This is a genomic window from Mycobacterium sp. E740, from assembly GCF_001672895.1.
Classification (GTDB): Bacteria; Actinomycetota; Actinomycetes; order Mycobacteriales; family Mycobacteriaceae; genus Mycobacterium.
On sequence record NZ_LZKP01000209.1, the window covers coordinates 1 to 18,220 of the forward strand.

Here is an 18,220-nt window from a genome sequence, read left to right on the forward strand (position 1 = left end):
CGGGCGCGTATCTGGATCGGCACGGGCTGCACGTCGACCCGAACGATGTTGTGATCACGACGGGTTCGTCAGGCGGGTTCCTGTTGACGTTCCTGGCCTGTTTCGACGTCGGCGACCGGGTGGCGATCGCCAGTCCCGGCTATCCGTGTTACCGAAACATCTTGTCGGCGCTCGGCTGTGAGGTCGTCGAGATTCCCTGCGGCCCCGAGACCCGTTTCCAGCCCACTGTGCAGATGCTCGAGGAGCTCGACCCGCCCGTGCGGGGCGTCATCGTGGCCAGCCCGGCCAACCCGACCGGCACGGTGATCCCGCCTGACGAACCCGTCGTGATCACAACATCGTTCGGGTCGACGTGCAGCCCGTGCCGATCCAGATACGCGCCCGCGATCGCGACCCGCAGTTCCGGAATGCCGAGCGCGACGGTGTAACCGAGCACCGTGGTGTCCAGCGCTTCCCTGGCCGCCGCCCGCACCGCCGCGGGCGCGCCGGCACTGGGCTGCCCGGCGGAGAGGTTGACCAGGTCGCCGTGGCTGCGCTGGCGTTCCGCGGCGGCCAGCCACACGTCCATCACGTAGAACGGCGGAACCCCGGACCGCAGCGAAGTACTCACGCTGTAACGCTAGAACACCTGCGACTCGAGCCGCCGCAGATATTCGCGCGGCGGCCCGAGCAGCTGCGCGCTGCCGTGCGCGCGCTTGAAGTAGAGCTGGATGTCGTGTTCCCAGGTGATCGCTATGCCGCCGTGCATCTGCACGGCTTCGGCTGCCACCTTTATGAGTGCTTCACTCGCCGAGAACCGGGCCAGCGCAGCAGATGTCGCCGACGGCGTCGCCATCGCCTCGTCGACGACGGCGCGTGCGGACTGCACCGCCACGTACAGGTCGGCCATCCGGTGCTTAAGCGCCTGAAAACTGCCGATCGGCCTGCCGAACTGCACCCGGTCCTTCGTGTACTGCACCGTGAGGTCGAGGCACCGGCTGGCCGCGCCGATCTGCTCAGCGGCGAGCAGCAGCGCGGCGGTGTCGGCCAGGCCGGGGTCGGCACCGATGTCGACGGTCTCCTGCGGCTCGACGCGTGCCAGCCGGCGCGTCAAGTCCATCGCCTCGACACGATGGGCCGTGAACTCCGTCCACCTGGCAAGCCGCTCACCGTCGGCGGCGATCACCACGTCGGCGACGTCACCGTTGACGACGTAGCCGGCGTCGAACACGACCGCGCCGAGCTTGACGCCCTCGGTCAACCCTTCGAGCGCGCCGGTATCCGGTTCGTCGGCCGCCAGCAGCGCGAGCTCGGCGAGCGTGGTACCGAGCAGCGGCGTCGGCACCAACGCCTTGCCCAGTTCCTCGAGTACGACGGCCGCGTCGGCGAGTTCACCACCCGCCCCGCCGAGCTCTTCGGGCACCACCAGCGCCGCCGCACCGACCTGCTCACACAGCAGCGTCCACAGCGATTCGTCGTATCCGCGTTCGGATTCCATCGCCTCGCGGACCGCGGCGGGCGAGGCATGTTTCTCGACAAGCGCCGCGACGGTCTCACGCAGAAGTTGCCGTTCTTCACTCACGAGAGGCCCTCCAATACTCGCCGACGGTGCACACTCGGGTCACCCCACGCCGAGCGCAAGGCCTGAACGCGCAGCAGCCACAACGACAGATCGTGCTCCTGGGTGAAGCCGATCGCGCCGTGCGTCTGCAACGACGAACGCGCTGCGAGCAGTGCTGCTTCGGAGGCGGCGACGTTGGCGGCGCTGACGTCACGCGCGGTGTCGGGCGACCCGTCGGCCAGCGACAGCGCCGCGCCGTATACCAGCGGGCGAGCCAGCTCCACCGCGATGTGCACGTCGGCGAGTTTGTGCTTGATGGCCTGATAGGTGCCGATGGCCTTGCCGAACTGGCTGCGCTGCTTGGCATATTCGACCGACATGTCCAGCATCGCCTGCCCGGCGCCGACCAACTGGGCGGCGATAGCAAGCACACCGAACTGGTAGGCGCGCGCTACATCGGCCGGGTTTGCGTCCCCGGACGCGTTGACGTCGAACAGCTTTCGGCTGGGGTCGACGGACTCGTGCTGGGCACCCGGGGTGGCGTCGCGCACTTGACCGTCGGCTGCCAGCAGGATCAGCCCCGCGGTGTCGGCGTCGACGGCACGCGGCACATGCGGCGGCATGGCCACGGTGGCGATCAGCTCGCCTGATGCCAAGGCTGCACTTCGTTCGTCCTCGCGCAGCAGCAGCGGTGCGACGGCGATCGATTCGGCAACCGGCCCGGGCACGCACCACCGGCCGAGCCGTTCCAGCGCGACCACCAGGTCGACCGGATGCGCCTCGATTCCGTCGTACTTCTCGGGGACGACGAGCGCGGTGACGCCGAGCTCCGCCAGCTGTGCCCACACCTTGCGGCCGGGAGCGGGGTCACCTGCGGCCCACGCCCGAACCGCCCCCGGCATGTCGGCGGCGCCCAGCGCAGCGTCGATGCTGGCGGCGAAGTCGCGCTGCTGTTCGTCAATCTCGAAGTTCATCTGTCTACTTTCGGGGGAGTCCCAGCAGGCGTTCGGCGATGATGTTGCGCTGAATCTCGTTGGTGCCCGCGTAGATCGGGCCGCCGAGAGAGAACAACAACCCTTCGGTCCAGCTATCGGCGAGCTCGGCGTCTGCTCCGCGCAGATCCAAGGCCGTTTGGTGGATGGCGACGTCGAGGTCCGACCAGAACACCTTGGTCACGCTCGACTCGGCTCCCAGCTCACCGCCTGCGCTCACTCTGGTGACCGTGCCGAACGTGTGCAGGCGGTACGCCTGCGCCTTGATCCAGGCGTCGGCGACCCGATCGGCGAACGCAGCCTTCAAATCGGTGTCCGGGCTCTGCTTCCATTGCGCGACAAGCCGTTCAGCCGGGGCGAGGAACCGCGCAGGGCTTCGCAGCGACATACCGCGCTCGTTGCTCGACGTGCTCATCGCCGCGCGCCAGCCGTCGTGGACCTCACCGATCACGTCGTGGTCGGGCACGAACACGTCGTCGAGGAAGATCTCGCCGAAGCCGGTGTCGCCGCCGAGCTGGGCGATGGGTCGCACCGTGATCCCGTCGGCCGCCAGATCGAACATGAAGTACGTCAGCCCCTTGTGGCGCTGCGCCTCCGGATCCGAGCGGAACAGACCGAACCCACGCTCACCGAACGGTGCACGTGAACTCCAGATCTTCTGGCCGTTGAGCAGCCAGCCGCCGTCGGTCCTGGTAGCGGTCGACCTGAGCGAGGCAAGGTCGCTGCCGGACTCCGGCTCAGACCACGCTTGCGCCCAAATCTCCTCGCCGCTCGCCATTTTCGGCAGTACCCGATCGAGCTGCTCTTCGGTGCCGTGCGCGAAGAGGGTCGGTGCCAGCATCGAGGTGCCGTTCGCGCTGGCGCGTCCCGGTGCGCCCGCCCGGAAGTACTCCTCCTCGTAAACGACCCACTGCAGCAGGCTCGCGTCGCGGCCGCCGTACTTCTCCGGCCACGTCACAACCGACAGTCCCGCGTCGAAAAGCACCTTGTCCCAACGGCGGTGCTGCTCGAATCCTTCGGCCGTGTCATAGGACTTTGTCGGGAAGGAGTCTTTGTTGCTCGCCAGGAACTCGCGTACCTCCGCCTGGAAGGCCAGGGTCGCGTCGTCGAAATTCAGGTCCACATCAGGCCCTTTCAGTCTGGTTGCGCAACAGGGGCTTGACCACCTTGCCGCCCGGGTTGCGCGGCAATGCATCGAGGAACTCCACCGAACGCGGTGTCTTGAAGTTCGCCAGATGCTGACGGGTGTAGGTGATCACTGTCTCTTCGTCGAGTTCGAAGCCGGGCTTGGTGACGACGAATGCCTTGCCCACCTCGCCGAGTCGTTCGTCGGGCACCCCGATCACCGCGGTCTCGGCGACGCCGTCGAGCCGGGCCAGCACCTGTTCGATCTCGGCCGGATAGACGTTGAAGCCGCCGCAGATATACATGTCCTTGAGGCGGTCGGTGATGCGCAGGTTGCCGTTCGCGTCGAGGGTGCCGACGTCGCCGGTGTGCAGCCAGCCATCGGAATCGATTGCGGCGCTGGTCGCGTCGGGATCGTCGAGATAGCCGAGCATCACGTTCGGTCCGCGCAGCAGCACCTCGCCCGCGTCGTCTTCGCCGGCTCCGTCGATGCGCAGCTCGAAATCCGCGATCGGTCGTCCGGAGGTGGTGGCGACGGTGACGGCGTCGTCGTCGGCGCGGCACATGGTGCCGAAACCGCTTGCCTCGGTCAGGCCGTACGCGGTCAGCACGATGTCGATGTCGAGTTCGTTTTGCATCCGCTCGATCAGCACGACCGGGATCGTCGCCGCGCCGGTGACCGCGAAGCGGAGCGAGGACAGGTCGTAGTCGGCGCGTTTCGGGTGGTCGAGCAGCGTCTGGTAGATCGTCGGTGGCCCGGGCAGCACCGTGATCCGGTGTTCCTGCACGGCGGCCATCGTCTTCTCGGGATCGAACGTCAACTGCGGTATGAGCGTCGCGCCGGTCTGCAGGCAGGCCAGGATGCCGGCTTTGAAGCCGAAGTTGTGGAAGAACGGGTTGATGCACAGGTAGCGGTCGTCGCTGGTGAGTCGCCCGCACTCCGCCCAGGCCGCGGGCGCGTCGAGCGATTGCCGGTGCGCGCACAGCACACCCTTGCTGCGCCCGGTGGTGCCGGAGGTGAACAGGATGTCGGACACGTCGTCGGGTTGGATTGCGGCCGCCCGCGTGTCGACGGCGTCGAGGTCCGTGCCGGCAGCGGTGAACTCGTCCCAGGTGCCGTCGTCCTTATCGACCGGTACCCGCACCACGTGGCGCAGGTCGGGCAGCGCGTGGCGGTCCAGGGATGCTGCCCTGTCGGCGCCGAGGAACTCGCCCGATGCGAACAGCAGGGGAGCGCGCGTCCGCCCGAGAATGTCGGTGGCCTCGCTGGCGGTGTAGCGGGTGTTGAGCGGGACCACGACGCCGCCGGCGTAGTGGGTGCCCAGGCAGGCGACGACCCAGTGCCAGGTGTTGGGTGACCAGATCGCGACGCGGTCCCCCGCGTTGATCCCGAGGGCGATCATCGCGGCGGCGACGCGTCGCACCTCGTCGCGCAGTTCGGCGTAGGTGATCCGACGATCGTCGGTGACCAGCGCATTGTGGTCGGAAAACTGGTCGGCGATCCGGTCCAAGACCCGGGGGACGGTCCGCCGATCGGCAATCATCGATGCTCCTCTAACAAAGCAAGTGCTTGGTAGGTTAGCCTACAAGGGTGATTGAGGTCGAGGAGTTCCGGGCCGAGGTCCGTCAGTGGCTCGCCGACAACCTGGTCGGCGAGTACGCCGCGCTCAAAGGGCTCGGCGGCCCGGGGCGCGAGGACGAGGCGTTCGAGGAACGCCTGAAGTGGAACAGGCACCTCGCCGAGGCCGGTTACACCTGTCTCGGGTGGCCGGAAGAGCACGGTGGCCGCGGGCTCTCCGTCGCGCACCGGGTCGCGTTCTACGAGGAGTACGCGATCGCGAACGCCCCGGCGAAGGTCAACCATTTCGGTGAGGAACTGCTCGGCCCGACGCTGATCGCGTATGGCACCGCCGAGCAGCAGCAGCGGTTCCTGCCGAAGATCCTCGATGTCACCGAGCTGTGGTGCCAGGGCTACTCCGAGCCGGGCGCCGGCAGCGACCTCGCGAACGTGTCGACGACCGCCGAACTCGACGGCGACGAGTGGGTGATCAACGGCCAGAAGGTGTGGACCTCGCTGGCGCACTGGGCGCAGTGGTGCTTCGTCGTCGCCCGCACCGAGAAGGGTTCCAAGCGCCACGCCGGGCTGTCGTACCTGTTGGTGCCGTTGGACCAGCCCGGTGTCGAGGTCCGTCCGATCGTGCAGTTGACCGGTGACTCGGAGTTCAACGAGGTCTTCTTCGACGACGCGCGCACCGAGGCTTCCCTGGTGGTCGGTGAGCCGGGTGACGGCTGGCGGGTCGCGATGGGCACGCTGACATTCGAGCGCGGAGTGTCCACGCTCGGTCAGCAGATCGAGTACGCGCGCGAGCTTTCCGGCGTCGCCGAGTTGGCGAAACGCACTGGCGCCGCCGATGACCCGCTGATCCGCGAGCGGCTAGCACGGTCGTGGGCGGGGCTGCGCACGATGCGGTCGTATGCGCTGGCGACGATGGACGTGGAACAACCGGGTCAAGACAATGTCTCAAAGCTGTTGTGGGCGAACTGGCATCGCGACCTCGGCGAGATCGCGATGGACGTGCTCGGCCGCGATGGTCTGACGCTGACCGACGGTGACTTCGACGAGTGGCAGCGGCTGTATCTGTTCTCCCGAGCCGACACCATCTACGGCGGCTCCAACGAAGTGCAGCGCAACATCATCGCCGAGCGGGTGCTCGGCCTACCGAGGGAGCCCAAGGGTTGAACCTGTCAGAAGCCCCGAAAGAGATTGCCGGACACGGTCTTCTGACCGGCAAGGTGGTCGTCGTGACGGCAGCCGCCGGCACGGGTATCGGCGCCGCGGTGGCGCGTCGGGCGCTCGCCGAAGGCGCCGACGTGGTGGTGTCCGACCATCACGAGCGGCGACTGAACGAGACGCGTGACCAGCTGGCCGAACTCGGCCTGGGGCGCGTCGAGAGCGTCGTGTGTGACGTGACGTCCACCGCCCAGGTCGACGCGCTGATCGCGTCGACCACCGCGCGGATGGGCCGGCTGGACGTGTTGGTCAACAACGCCGGACTGGGCGGGCAGACGCCCGTCGTCGATATGACCGATGAGGAGTGGGACCGCGTCCTCAACGTCACGCTGACGTCGGTGATGCGCGCGACGCGGGCAGCGCTGCGGTACTTCCGCGAAGCGGATCACGGCGGTGTGATCGTCAACAATGCAAGTGTGTTGGGTTGGCGCGCACAGCATTCGCAGTCGCACTACGCCGCTGCCAAGGCCGGGGTGATGGCGCTGACGCGGTGCAGCGCGATCGAAGCCGTCGAGTACGGCGTGCGTATCAACGCCGTGTCGCCGAGCATCGCGCGACACAAGTTCCTCGAGAAGACCAGCAGTTCGGACCTGCTGGACCGACTCTCGGAGGGTGAGGCGTTCGGCCGCGCCGCCGAGCCGTGGGAGGTCGCGGCCACGATCGCCTTCCTCGCCAGTGAATACTCCAGTTACCTGACTGGAGAGGTGATTTCGGTGTCGAGCCAACGAGCTTAGCGAGGGCGTCTCACTCAAGGTGTCGTCGTTGGTGTCGTCCATATGCCTGCCGTTTCACGAGCCAGCGTTTGCAGCCGTGATATGAGCCTAGGTACGCGACTGAGAAAATCCCCACTGTCATAACCGACAGTAGTCCGAATTGAACCTGCTGACCCGATGCAAGTCGCTGAGCCGTGGCTGCATCGCGGTATCCGAATGATAGTGCGGCACCAATGATTACGACACATCCCGCAGTCGGTACCCAAGCGCCGGCTCCGGCCACGTAGTACACGATGGCAATAAGGATGATCATGGCCACCCCGAGGGTCGCCAGCCACCACGCTTTTTTGGCTGTGAGTCCGCCGCCGTAATCATCGATGCGATGACTATCGGCGAAGAGAGTGTAGGTCTTGCCGCCAATCGAGATGAATTCAGTGTTGATGTATGCGGTGACAACGGTGGCGCATCCGACGAAAAGCGACATCAGAAGTCCCGACTGCCATTCGGGCGGATAAGTCATCAAGAAGACGGATACGCATGCACAAGCCGTACCGATCCAGAACACGACTCGACCGGTGGCCAAAGGCATCCACCGCGCAGAGATTGCGGCGCCGAGGCCGACGAAGGCAGAAAGCATGAACGCGTCGTTCATCAACTGCCCATGATCCACGTGTACGCGGCTTCTCCGCCTTCCTCGCCGGCGATGGCACCGATTGTGCCCAAAATGAAAGCGCCCGCGAACACGCCAACTGGTCCCCCCGGTGCACCGAGGTACGCCCCGAGCGTTCCCATTCCCGCAGCGCCGCCCATGCTGCCGCCTGTCTTGGCGATGACCTCTCCCGCCGGCGTGCCGGTTCGCCATTCGTAAACACCGACACCAACGTCGATCAGATTCCCGGCGAAGCCGAGGTTTCCGCCGACCTTCTTGAGCACCTCGATATCACTGGTTGAAAACGTGGCTATTTCCGGTCGCCAATGACTACCAGTCGGCAATGACTCCGCGAAATGGTTGAACGCCTCTTTCCCGCCCGCGATCGGCTTGCCGGCTGCAGAGGCAGCAGCGACAAGCTCCTGTGGAACGACGCCGTTTGCCATGCTGCTCGTCGCGGCGGCTGCACCTTCTGGCGACATTCCGAATCGCTGAAGCTCATCCTGGACACGCGAAATTACCAACGCCCGAGCTTCCGCCTCACTTCGATTGATCATCGCGGTGGCTTGATCTGGTGGCATCGGCGCCGTGTCGAGTAGGCCCTGTTCAAGCTTGGCCTGCATCTCCAACCGCGTTCGTGCTTGCGACCGTGCGTTACCGCCGAGCACCGGATCTGTTGGCAGCGGGCCGGAGGTCGTGGTCAGGTGGTAGTCGTCGAGTCGTTGTCCGGCATAGCGCACCTGATCGAGGCTTGCCGTCGGATCGTTGATCGTTGCGTAGTCCCGCAGACGGGCGGCGGCTGCTTTCTTCTCGGGAGTCCACGGTCCAGGAGCGTCTAGCAGCGCCTGATCGGCGTCTCGTTGGCCGCTGCCGTACCGGTCGGCGTCCTGATGCGCCTCCTGTACCGCCGGCGCTTCCTGTTGCCCCTCGCTGCCTCTCATCGCGTCGGGTGAGTAGCCCTCGGCGGCCATCTCCAGACGTGACCTGTCCAACTGCTCCGAGTAACTGTCTCGAACAGACTGCACGGCCTCGAGCGCCTCGCGCGTCCTATCCACCGCCGCCCTTTCGAGCTCTGAGATGTCGACGTGCTCACCGTTGGCCGATGCATTGGCGATCTCACGGTCGATCTGGTTGTCGATCGCCCGCAGCGCGGACTCGAGATTGCCGACCGCGATGTCGCCGCTTCGTTGGGCTTCGGCCAGCGATGCGGAAACGGTCTGGAGATCGACCGCGACACGAGTGATCTGTTCGCGGCTAAGGTGCAACGACTCGGTCGCACGCTGAACCTCTGCTGAGTCATTGATCGGATGTCCACCGCCGTCTTGACGATCCCACGCTGCCCCGAATCGCTGCTTCGCGCTATTGAACTCGTCGCTGGTCTCGCCGGTGCAGACTCCGGCCTTGTAGAACGCGGTAGCGAGTTCGCTGATCTCACCGGGAGATCCACTCTGCACCATGCGGTTCAGCTTCCAAGGGTCGCCACCGGCTCTCGAGGTCAGCTCTCCGACGTCAAGGTGCTCTAGTTCGACCGTCATCCTCGCTCAGTCGAAGCCTTCACCGGCTACGCGCACCGCCGCTGCACCCGCGTCATCCTGCTTTACGAAGTGTGCAGCGCCGTCATTTGCCTTCTCGGCCAGACCGCTCAGCCCGGCGTGGTGCGAATGCATCGTCGCGACCTGTGCCTCATGCGCGCGCCCGAGAGCATTGTGAAACGCGTGTGCAGCATCGAAGTCGCCGAAGATGCCAGCCGGTACGGGCGTCGATGCAAGTTCTGCAGCGCCCCGTTTCACAATCTCGCCGGCGCTCTTCGAGAAGTCGGCGCCCATCCGCAGCAAGTCGGTGTCGACGAACATGCCCCCAGCCTAGGGGAACGCGATGTTAGCTCGATGCGCCGAATTCCCGCTCTACCGGATGTGGAAGTCATAGCGTTGCAGCGGTGTCAGAGGTGCGGCGCTGTCCCCCTCGGCCAACACGAGCCAATGCTTGTCCATGTCGTCGACGCGAGTGGCATAGCGATGCGGAATGCGCAGGTCGGCGACATCGTCGTCGAGTGCCGAGCCGTCGTCGTACACACCTATCACCATCGAGGCGCCGCTGCCGGGCGCAAGGCACACCGCGTAGTCCTCTGCTCGCGGCAAGGGTGATTCGGGCAAGTCCTGCATGGTCATCGCGCCGCCGCACGCCGCGACGATCCATGCGAAACCATAGGACGTTTGAAGGGGTGACGGGGCCGCTGACGTCGTCGCTCTTGTCGGCGAGGCGTCTGACACGACCGGGTCGGGTCGGGATTTCTCCACGTACAGCGCGGCGACGCCGAGCAGGATCACCAGAATGCCCAGATCGGTGATGAGGACGATTTTCGTGCGTCGGGAGAGTCGACTCCAGGGTCCCGGCTTTTGTGGCGAGTCGGTCACCGTACATGTTTACCGAAGGACTAGCCGGCCGGCCCAACTGTTGTAGCCGAGCAAGCGCTTGGTTGATAGGCTGTCGGAGTGGGTCAGGCACCGCCGAGTCAGCCGGCGAGCAGACGTGACGAGCTTCTCGAGCTCGCCGCGACGATGTTCGCCGAGCGCGGCTTGCGGGCGACCACTGTGCGTGACATCGCCGACTCCGCCGGCATCCTCTCGGGCAGCTTGTACCACCACTTCGCCTCCAAGGAGGAGATGGTCGACGAGGTGCTGCGCGGATTTCTCGACTGGCTGTTCAAGCGTTACCAGGAGATCGTCGACACCGAACCCAATCCGCTCGAGCGGCTCAAGGGTTTGTTCCTCGCCTCGTTCGAGGCCATCGAACACCGGCACGCCCAGGTCGTCATCTACCAGGACGAAGCCAAGCGGCTGGCCGGCCAGGAGCGGTTCTCCTATGTCGAGAAACGCAACCAAGAGCAACGCAAGATGTGGCTGGACCTGCTCAACCAGGGCATCGAGGAGGGCAACTTCCGGCCCGACATCGACGTCGACCTGGTCTACCGGTTCATCCGCGACACCACCTGGGTTTCGGTCCGCTGGTATCAACCCGGCGGGCCACTGACGGCCGAAGAGGTCGGCCGGCAATATCTGTCAATCGTGCTTGGCGGCATCACTAGAGAAAAGGACTGACATGGCTGGCTCTTCTGAGGCATACGTCATCGACGCCGTACGCACCGCGGTCGGCAAGCGCAACGGGTCGCTGGCCGGTGTGCATCCCGTCGACCTGGGCGCCGCGGCGTGGCGCGGACTGTTCGAACGCGTCGACGTCGACCCGGGCGCGGTCGACGACGTCATCGCCGGATGCGTCGACGCGATCGGGCCGCAGGCCGGCAACATCGCGCGGCTGTCGTGGCTGGCGGCCGGCTACCCCGAAGAGGTGCCCGGCGTCACCGTCGACCGGCAGTGCGGATCCAGCCAGCAGGCGATTTCCTTTGGCGCACAGGCGATCATGTCCGGCACCGCCGACCTGATCCTGGCCGGCGGCATGCAGAACATGAGCCAGATTCCGATCTCGTCGGCGATGACAGCGGGCGAGCAGTACGGATTCACCTCTCCGACAAACGAATCCAAGAGCTGGCTGCACCGGTACGGGGACCAGGAGATCTCCCAGTTCCGCGGCGCCGAGCTCATTGCGGAGAAGTGGAGCATCTCGCGCGAGGAGATGGAGGAGTACTCGCTGGCCAGCCATCAGCGCGCGCAGGAGGCGATTCGTTCCGGCTACTTCGAGAACGAGATCATCCCGGTCGACGGCTTCGTCACCGACGAGGGGCCCCGCGACACCTCGCTGGAGAAGATGGCCGGGCTCAAGACGCTGGTCGACGGCGGTCGGCTGACTGCCGCGATGGCCAGCCAGATCTCCGACGGCGCCAGTGCGGTGCTGCTGGCCTCGGAGCAGGCCGTCAAGGACCACGGCCTCAAGCCGCGTGCCCGCATCCATCACATCAGCGCCCGCGGTGCCGATCCGGTGTTCATGCTGACCGGTCCGATCCCGGCGACCGAGTACGCGTTGAAGAAGACGGGGCTGACGATCGACGACATCGACACCGTCGAGATCAACGAGGCGTTCGCGCCGGTCGTGATGGCGTGGCTCAAGGAGACCGGCGCTGATCACGCGAAGGTCAATCCCAGCGGCGGTGCCATCGCGCTCGGTCATCCGCTTGGCGCGACGGGTGCAAAGCTCTTCGCCACGATGCTGAACACGTTGGAGCGCACCGGCGGTCGCTATGGCCTGCAGACGATGTGCGAGGGCGGCGGCACCGCCAACGTGACGATCATCGAGCGCCTCTGAGCCTCTGTTCTTAGCGCGAGCGTGCGCGAAATGCTGTGCGCGAGCGGCGTGTCGCCGACAGACACGCACGCTCGCGCTCAGGGGAGGGGCCTTCAGTGGTCGTGGATGATCACGCCGCGGATGTTGCGGCCGGCGAGCATGTCGTCGTAGCCGTCGTTGATGTCGTTGAGTTTGTATTCGGCCGTGACGGTTTCGTCGAGCAGCAGCTTGCCGTCGCGGTAGAGGTTGAGCAGACGCGGGATGTCGGCGCGCGGATTGGCCTCGCCGTAGAGGCTGCCCAGTAGCCGCTTCTGGAACAGCGTCATCATCGCCATGGACAGCGTCGGGGTCACGTCCGCCATCGAGGCGATCGCGGTCATCACCACCGCTCCGCCTTTTCGGACGATGTTGAGCGCCTCGTCGATCATCCGGCCCTCGAGCACGCCCATCGTCAACAGCGCGGAGTCGGCCATCACGCCGCGGGTCAGCTCGCCGACGATTTCCATGGCCTCGGCCATCGACGTCACGAAGTGCGTGGCACCGAATTCAAATGCCTTGTCCCGCTTGGTTTCCACGATGTCCACCACGACGATGTGTTCCGCGCCGGCAAGTCGCGCGCCCTGGATCGCGCCGCTGCCGATGCCGCCGCAGCCGATGATCACCACCGTGTCGCCCGGGCTGATGTCGGCGGTGTTGACCGCAGACCCCCAGCCGGTCATCACCCCGCAGCCCAGCAGGCACGCGCGCGCCAGAGGAAGGTCGTCGTCGATCTTCACGACCGACGCCTCCGACAACGTGCCCAGCTGCGAGAAGCTCCCCACGCCCGACAGGATCCCGACGTCCTTGCCCCCGACCTTGCGACGATAGGTGCCGTCAGCCTGCAGACCGACCAGGATGAGCGCGCCGAGGTCGCAGAGGTTCTGGTGCCCGCTGGCGCACCAGCGGCAGCGTCCGCACGCAGGCAGGAACGAGGTGACCACATGGTCGCCGACTTTGAGATCACGCACGCCGGGCCCGACGTCGGCAACCACACCCGCGCCTTCGTGGCCGCCGATGATCGGCAGCGGCACACCGGCGAAATCGCCCGTGACGACATGGTGATCCGAATGGCACAGGCCGGTGGCCTCGAACGAGACCAGGACCTCACCCTCCTTGGGTCCGTCGAGGTCGATCTCCTCGATGCTCCACGGCTCGTTGAGTCCCCACAGGACGGCGGCGTTGGTTTTCATGGCCGCGAGTTTAGGAAAAGCGCGGCTGGAATACGGGCGAATCGAAAGGCTTACCGTTCAGTGTGCGAGAGCCAAGCCGCCGAGCGCGACGATCCAGCTCGCGAAGCTTCCGACGAGGAAGTACTCCGTCACGTCGTCGATGCCGATCACCCCGTTCTCGCGGGCCTTCTGCGCGTTGATCTCCGGGAAACGGATGACACTTTTCGCGGCGACGACGGCGGTGGCGGCGGCGAGCTGGCCGGCCAGGCCGAGGCCGACGATCAGCACGCGCTCCATCGGCCCGAGCAGGCGGCCGCCCTTCAACCGGTCCGACGCCTGCGGCTGCCCGGCGGGCTTCACCGCTCCGACGGAACCGAGCACCAGTCGCACGAGCTGATTCCCCGTCACGAGTTGCATCAACGTCACGCCGACGATCATCAGCAGCCGATCCGGGGGCACTGCGATACCGACCCACGACGGCCACCGGCCCAGCACACCCGCCACGTCGGAATCCCAGCCCGACAACAGGATCAGCACCGCCAGCGCGGTAGCGAAGACGAGCAACGGCGCCACCTGACCCCGGCCCATCCGCTCGGCGCGCGCGCCCCACACCACCCAGCCGACGCTCGCCAGCGCCGCGAAGGTCAACAGCACGATGTCGCCCAACCGCCACAGCCCGGCGAGTGCCGCACATGCCACGACAACGACCGGCGCCGCCGAAGCGGACACCCACAGCCGATCGGTCACCCGGCGGAGAACATCGGCGATGCCCATCGCGATCAACATCACCGCGACCGCGCTCACGGGACGCTCCGCAGGTAGCGCGAGGCCACCACGATCAGGTCCAGCCCGTCGCGGCCCGCGCGTTGCGACACCGCCGAGGCGCTGATGTGCTCAGCGGCGGCGATGTCCTTCTTCGTTCGATCGGTCAACAAGCCCTGCACAATCCGTAGTGAGCGGTCATCGAGCGATCCAAGCAGATGGTCCCGACACAACAGCGCGGCATTGACGGCATCGATGTCCGACCGGGTGCCTGCGTCCGCTCGAAAGGACGTCCGCACCAACGCCAGGCCCGGTTGCCGCTGCGCGTCCGCGGTCCATTCGATCGCCTCCCTGGCCGCCCACCACCCCGGGCCGTCCTGGATGCCCGCCTCGGAATCCAGGACCGCGACCCTGCCCCAACCGATGCCGAACCGGACATCGATGGTCGGGCTCACCGCCAGCCGGATGGTCAGAGCCGCTTCGATCGCCGCGCCGACGCTCGGATAGCTCCCCTGGAACTCGTCGCCGACGGTGAAGGCGGGGGGATGGATCGCCTCGTGGGCGGCGCCGGCCAGCGCCTCGTTGATCGAGTGGTGCGCAGCGGCCCTGTCGGCGACACGGCGTGACCCCACGACATCGCCGATCAGCGTCGCCCGCGGCGCTGATGAAGAAGGACGCTTCACCTCCGGCATATGAAGAGTATAGCTTCACAACACCGAATTTAAGCTAGGAGCTTCACTCCACGTAGGACTGAGCTTGCCGCAGCTGTCTGACGGCGTCCGCGACGATCGTCTCGATCAGCTCCGCGCACGACGGCAAATCGTCGAGAATGCCCGCGACCTGCCCTGAGGCCAGCACGCCCGCGTCGGTGTTGCCTTCGACGAGACCGGCCTTCAACAGCATCGGGGTGTTGGCCGCCATCACGACCTGCGACCAGGTGAGCTCCTTGCCGTGGCGCATCTCGAGACCGTCATGGACCATCGACCGCCACGTCATGCCGGACATCTTCTTGAACTTCTGCGCGTTGTGCACGGCCGCCGAGAACCCGCGCAGCCGTGATCCGCTTTCCAGCTTCTCCACCAGCCCGGTGCGCAGCACCCGGTGCGGCATACCGTCGACGCGGGTCGAGACGACGGTGCCGTCCAACCCGGATTCAAGGTATCGCCGCTTGACTGCATCCGGCACGGTCGAGTCCGACGTCAGCAGGAATCGAGTGCCCATCGCGACACCCGCAGCGCCGTAGGACAGCGCCGCCGCGAGGCCGCGCCCGTCGAAGAAGCCACCAGCGGCGATCACCGGCATCCCGGTGTCGGCGACGGCATCGAGCACCGACGGCAGCAACAGCGTCGTCGCGATCGGCCCGGTGTGGCCGCCGCCCTCGCCGCCCTGCACGATGACGGCGTCCGCGCCCCAAGCCGCCACCTTCTTGGCGTGCTTGGCCAGCCCGACCGACGGAATCACCACGACGCCGGCCTCTTTGAGTCTGGCGATCAGGTCGGGCTTGGGCGCCAAGGCAAACGAAGCGACCTTGACGCCTTCACGGATCAGCAGGTCGATGCGCTGGTCGGCGTCGCCCGCGTCCGCGCGGATGTTGATGCCGAACGGTTTGTCGGTGGACGCCTTGACCTTCGTCACCGCGGTCTGCAGTTCCTCGAGCGTCATGGTCGCCGACGCGAGGATGCCGAGACCGCCGGCGTTCGACGTCGCCGAGACCAGGCGGGCACCCGCCACCCAGCCCATGCCGGTCTGGACCACCGGATGCTCGATACCGACGAGCTCGGTCAGCGGCGTACGCAGTTTGGTCATGACCGTATCTCCCTGTCCCGCAGGGATTTCGGATCGATCACCTCGCGGAGCAACTGCTGCTCGTCCGCGGTCGGCAACCGGCTCTCCTCGGCGGAGTCCAGGCCATGGACCTCGAACGAGGTGTTCTCGGCTACCTGTTCGGCCTGCACGCCGGGATGCAGTGACACCGCGCGCATCTGATGGTCGGGCCCGTTGAAGTCGAACACGCCGAGGTTGGTCACCACCCGGTAGACGTTGGCGAACCGGTAGGCGGGGTTGGCGGGATCAACCTTGTCCCAGCCGATCCCAGAGACTACGTCGACCGAGTCACCGAAGACGCGCTTCGAGTGGTTGCCGACCCAGTAGCTGGTCGCGTGGTTGATCGTGTTGCCCGGCGCACCGCGGACACCGAACATCTGGCGCGTCGGATGCTGCAGCGGCCCGAACGCCGAGAGATTCTGGTTGCCGTACCGGTCAATCTGGTTGGCGCCCATGACCACATGGCGCCGGCCCCATGCCAGCGTCTCGAAGACCCGGCCGAACGGCATCCAGCCCTCGATCGCACCGGCGGCACCGATGGCCGGCGTGTCGGCGAGCAGGCGCGCCTCGCCGTCGGTGAGCAGGATGTCGGGGGAGAAGGTCAAGCGGGCGAGCCGGGCACCGACCGACACCATCGTGGCCATCGGGCTGACCATGATCTCACCGGCGTCGCGGAACAGTTCGGCGCACGCCACAGCGCACACCTCGGCGCGGGATACCGACATCATTGCTGTTGCTCCTTGAAGTTGCGCACCGCCGCTTGATAATCGGCCTCGCTGCCCGACAGGTAGGTCTGCACGAACTGCTGCCACGACTCGTCGGAACCCGCCGCCTCGGCGTAGTGCCGCTGGAACTTCTCGTCGCGCCGGTAGTCCGGTTCGGCCGTGGTGAAGTGCGCGCCGTTGGGCGCTTCGACGACGGTGTCGACCATCATCCGGTTGATCAGCAGCGCCTGCGGCGGCACCGCCTTGATCAGTTCCTCGGTGGACACCACGCGTTCCACCGACAGGAACCGCTGCTCGGCCGCCATCAGGTAGAGGTCGTCGAAATACGGATCGATACCCGTGTAGGCCGCATTGCCCTGGGCGTCACCGAGATTCATGTGGACGAACGCGGCATCGAGCGTCAGCGCAGGCATCGCGATGAGTTCCTCGTAGCCGTCGCCCGTCGGGTACGGCGACCTCACCGTCTTGAGCTCGTCACCCCAGAACGCGCGGACGTCGCTGCCGAGGCCGGCCCGGATCGGCAGGAACGGCAGTCGCTGCGCCGCCGCCTGCAGGCCGCACCGCAGCATGCCCTCGTCCATCTCGCGGGCCTCGATGGCTCCGCTGGTCCGGGCTTTGGCGAACCACGGGTCGTAGAACGGTGGCGAGTCCAGCGATACGAAGCCGTAGTAGACGCGCTTCACCTTGCCGGCCGAACACAGCAGGCCGAGATCGGGTCCGCCATAGGTGACGACGGTCAGGTCGGTGACGTCGGTGCGCAGCAGCGCCCGCACGAAAGCCATCGGCTTGCGGCGTGAGCCCCATCCGCCGATGCCGATGGTCATGCCACTACGAACGGATGCGACGGCCTCGTCGAGAGTTGTTCGCTTGTCGCTCATTTCGCGCCCTTGTCCGTCCCCGCGAATGCATCGCGATGCTCGTCCGACACGCCCGCCAGGTTCAGCTCGAACGTGAAGCCCTGCTCCATGCGGTAGCTCGAGTTCACCTTCTGTACGTCGATGAGGTTCAGTGCCTCCTTGGCGGCCCGGATCACCCGGGTGTCCTTGGCGGCGATGTCACGCGCGACGCGTAGCGCGGCCTCGTCGAGCTGGTCGCGCGGCACCACCTCGTGCACCGAGCCGAAGTGGTGCAGGGTCGCCGCGTCGACGGTGGCGGCGGTGAAGAACAGCCGCCGCATCATGTGCTGCGGCACCAACCGGGACAAGTGTGTCGCGGCGCCCAGCGCACCGCGCTCGACCTCGGGCAGCCCGAACGTCGCGTCATCGGAGGCCACGATGACGTCGGCGTTGCCGACCAGGCCGATGCCGCCGCCGACGCAGAACCCGTTGACGGCAGCGACCACCGGGACCGCACACTCGTACACCGCCTTGAACGCGGCGAAGCAGCCGCGGTTGGCGTCGATCAGCGCGGTGAAGCCCTCGGTGCGCTGCATCTCCTTGATGTCGACGCCGGCGTTGAAGCCGCGACCCTCCGCGCGCAGGATCACGACGTGCGTCGAAGGGTCGGCGCCGGCCTTGGTGATCTCGTCGGCGAGTTCGAACCAGCCGCGCGACGGAATCGCGTTGACCGGCGGGTAGTCGACGGTGACCGAGACGATGCCCGGTTCGGTGAGGGTGGAATCGATCGTCATGGCACTTCCTGGGTCCGGTAGGAAA

General features: G+C 66.4%; 19 protein-coding genes and 2 pseudogenes. 5 read left to right on the top strand and 16 right to left on the bottom strand.

Translation table 11 applies throughout. The features are described from left to right. Window positions 1-338 (top strand): annotated as a pseudogene (locus tag A5663_RS22825) (aminotransferase class I/II-fold pyridoxal phosphate-dependent enzyme); the annotation flags it as partial. A gap of 23 nt (window positions 339-361) precedes the next feature. Here the strand turns inward: A5663_RS22825 and A5663_RS22830 are convergent. The 5 genes and pseudogenes from A5663_RS22830 to fadD3 all read right to left on the bottom strand — a co-directional run. Further along, window positions 362-568, bottom strand: a pseudogene (locus A5663_RS22830) (aspartate aminotransferase); the annotation flags it as partial. Between the two features lie 51 nt (window positions 569-619). Further along, window positions 620-1,561 (bottom strand): acyl-CoA dehydrogenase family protein, encoded by a 942-nt coding sequence (locus A5663_RS20160; RefSeq protein ID WP_068153320.1) that lies wholly within the window; start codon window positions 1,559-1,561, stop codon window positions 620-622. Continuing rightward, a complete protein-coding gene (locus A5663_RS20165; RefSeq protein WP_068153323.1) occupies window positions 1,558-2,514 on the bottom strand; it encodes an acyl-CoA dehydrogenase family protein in 957 nt (318 codons plus the stop codon). The genes A5663_RS20160 and A5663_RS20165 overlap by 4 nt, the downstream gene beginning before the upstream one ends. Window positions 2,515-2,518: 4 nt before the next feature. Then, window positions 2,519-3,655 carry an acyl-CoA dehydrogenase family protein gene (locus A5663_RS20170; RefSeq protein WP_068153327.1) on the bottom strand — a complete coding sequence of 379 codons (1,137 nt, stop codon included), beginning with the start codon at window positions 3,653-3,655 and terminating at the stop codon, window positions 2,519-2,521. A 1-nt stretch (window position 3,656) separates the two neighbouring features. Continuing rightward, window positions 3,657-5,201 (bottom strand): 3-((3aS,4S,7aS)-7a-methyl-1,5-dioxo-octahydro-1H-inden-4-yl)propanoate--CoA ligase FadD3, encoded by a 1,545-nt coding sequence (gene fadD3, locus A5663_RS20175; protein ID WP_068153330.1) that lies wholly within the window; start codon window positions 5,199-5,201, stop codon window positions 3,657-3,659. A 47-nt stretch (window positions 5,202-5,248) separates the two neighbouring features. Here fadD3 and ipdE1 point away from each other — a divergent pair, with 47 nt between their 5' ends. Together ipdE1 and ipdF are read left to right on the top strand one after the other, a co-directional pair. Beyond that, window positions 5,249-6,397, top strand: coding sequence for an acyl-CoA dehydrogenase IpdE1 (ipdE1, locus tag A5663_RS20180; protein ID WP_068153333.1), 1,149 nt, complete (start codon window positions 5,249-5,251; stop codon window positions 6,395-6,397). Further along, on the top strand, window positions 6,394-7,182 hold the full coding sequence (gene ipdF / locus A5663_RS20185; protein WP_068153338.1) for a (5R,7aS)-5-hydroxy-7a-methyl-1-oxo-2,3,5,6,7,7a-hexahydro-1H-indene-carboxyl-CoA reductase: 789 nt from the start codon (window positions 6,394-6,396) through the stop codon (window positions 7,180-7,182). Before ipdE1 ends, ipdF begins: the two co-directional genes overlap by 4 nt. Window positions 7,183-7,192: 10 nt before the next feature. On the opposite strand, the gene A5663_RS20190 is transcribed toward ipdF, so the two are convergent. Genes A5663_RS20190 through A5663_RS20205 form a run of 4 tightly spaced genes read right to left on the bottom strand, consistent with a single transcriptional unit; the run spans window position 7,193 to window position 10,224 of the window. Further along, window positions 7,193-7,813: a hypothetical protein gene (locus tag A5663_RS20190; RefSeq protein ID WP_156744574.1), complete on the bottom strand. Its 621-nt coding sequence runs from the start codon at window positions 7,811-7,813 to the stop codon at window positions 7,193-7,195. Beyond that, entirely contained in the window at window positions 7,813-9,345 is a 1,533-nt protein-coding gene (locus A5663_RS20195) for a hypothetical protein (protein ID WP_068153346.1), read from the bottom strand. Before A5663_RS20195 ends, A5663_RS20190 begins: the two co-directional genes overlap by 1 nt. A 6-nt stretch (window positions 9,346-9,351) precedes the next feature. Beyond that, window positions 9,352-9,663, bottom strand: coding sequence for a DUF2563 family protein (locus tag A5663_RS20200; protein ID WP_068153347.1), 312 nt, complete (start codon window positions 9,661-9,663; stop codon window positions 9,352-9,354). Window positions 9,664-9,714: 51 nt separating this feature from the next. Continuing rightward, window positions 9,715-10,224, bottom strand: coding sequence for a hypothetical protein (locus A5663_RS20205; RefSeq protein WP_156744575.1), 510 nt, complete (start codon window positions 10,222-10,224; stop codon window positions 9,715-9,717). Between the two features lie 78 nt (window positions 10,225-10,302). Between A5663_RS20205 and kstR2 the strand changes: the two genes are divergently transcribed. Both kstR2 and fadA6 read left to right on the top strand, forming a co-directional pair. Continuing rightward, the gene (kstR2, locus tag A5663_RS20210; RefSeq protein WP_082974270.1) at window positions 10,303-10,908 is read left to right on the top strand and encodes a TetR family transcriptional regulator KstR2; all 606 of its coding nucleotides are present in this window, start codon (window positions 10,303-10,305) and stop codon (window positions 10,906-10,908) included. 1 nt (window position 10,909) lies between these two features. Beyond that, window positions 10,910-12,067 carry a steroid 3-ketoacyl-CoA thiolase FadA6 gene (gene fadA6, locus A5663_RS20215; protein ID WP_068153351.1) on the top strand — a complete coding sequence of 386 codons (1,158 nt, stop codon included), beginning with the start codon at window positions 10,910-10,912 and terminating at the stop codon, window positions 12,065-12,067. A 92-nt stretch (window positions 12,068-12,159) separates the two neighbouring features. Here the strand turns inward: fadA6 and A5663_RS20220 are convergent, their stop codons facing one another. Genes A5663_RS20220 through echA20 form a run of 7 tightly spaced genes read right to left on the bottom strand, consistent with a single transcriptional unit; the run spans window position 12,160 to window position 18,195 of the window. After that, entirely contained in the window at window positions 12,160-13,275 is a 1,116-nt protein-coding gene (locus tag A5663_RS20220) for an NDMA-dependent alcohol dehydrogenase (protein ID WP_068153354.1), read from the bottom strand. Between the two features lie 57 nt (window positions 13,276-13,332). After that, complete coding sequence (locus A5663_RS20225) at window positions 13,333-14,058, bottom strand: hypothetical protein (RefSeq protein WP_068153358.1); 726 nt, start codon at window positions 14,056-14,058, stop codon at window positions 13,333-13,335. Continuing rightward, window positions 14,055-14,708: a SatD family protein gene (locus tag A5663_RS20230; RefSeq protein WP_068153361.1), complete on the bottom strand. Its 654-nt coding sequence runs from the start codon at window positions 14,706-14,708 to the stop codon at window positions 14,055-14,057. Before A5663_RS20230 ends, A5663_RS20225 begins: the two co-directional genes overlap by 4 nt. A 43-nt stretch (window positions 14,709-14,751) precedes the next feature. Beyond that, on the bottom strand, window positions 14,752-15,822 hold the full coding sequence (ipdC, locus tag A5663_RS20235; RefSeq protein WP_068153365.1) for a (3aS,4S,5R,7aS)-5-hydroxy-7a-methyl-1-oxo-octahydro-1H-indene-4-carboxyl-CoA dehydrogenase: 1,071 nt from the start codon (window positions 15,820-15,822) through the stop codon (window positions 14,752-14,754). Next, window positions 15,819-16,568 carry a cholesterol ring-cleaving hydrolase subunit IpdB gene (gene ipdB / locus A5663_RS20240; RefSeq protein WP_068153367.1) on the bottom strand — a complete coding sequence of 250 codons (750 nt, stop codon included), beginning with the start codon at window positions 16,566-16,568 and terminating at the stop codon, window positions 15,819-15,821. Before ipdB ends, ipdC begins: the two co-directional genes overlap by 4 nt. Beyond that, window positions 16,565-17,443 (bottom strand): cholesterol ring-cleaving hydrolase subunit IpdA, encoded by an 879-nt coding sequence (ipdA, locus tag A5663_RS20245; protein WP_068153371.1) that lies wholly within the window; start codon window positions 17,441-17,443, stop codon window positions 16,565-16,567. Before ipdA ends, ipdB begins: the two co-directional genes overlap by 4 nt. Next, window positions 17,440-18,195 carry a (7aS)-7a-methyl-1,5-dioxo-2,3,5,6,7,7a-hexahydro-1H-indene-carboxyl-CoA hydrolase gene (echA20, locus tag A5663_RS20250; protein ID WP_068153373.1) on the bottom strand — a complete coding sequence of 252 codons (756 nt, stop codon included), beginning with the start codon at window positions 18,193-18,195 and terminating at the stop codon, window positions 17,440-17,442. Before echA20 ends, ipdA begins: the two co-directional genes overlap by 4 nt. Window positions 18,196-18,220 lie beyond the last annotated feature (25 nt).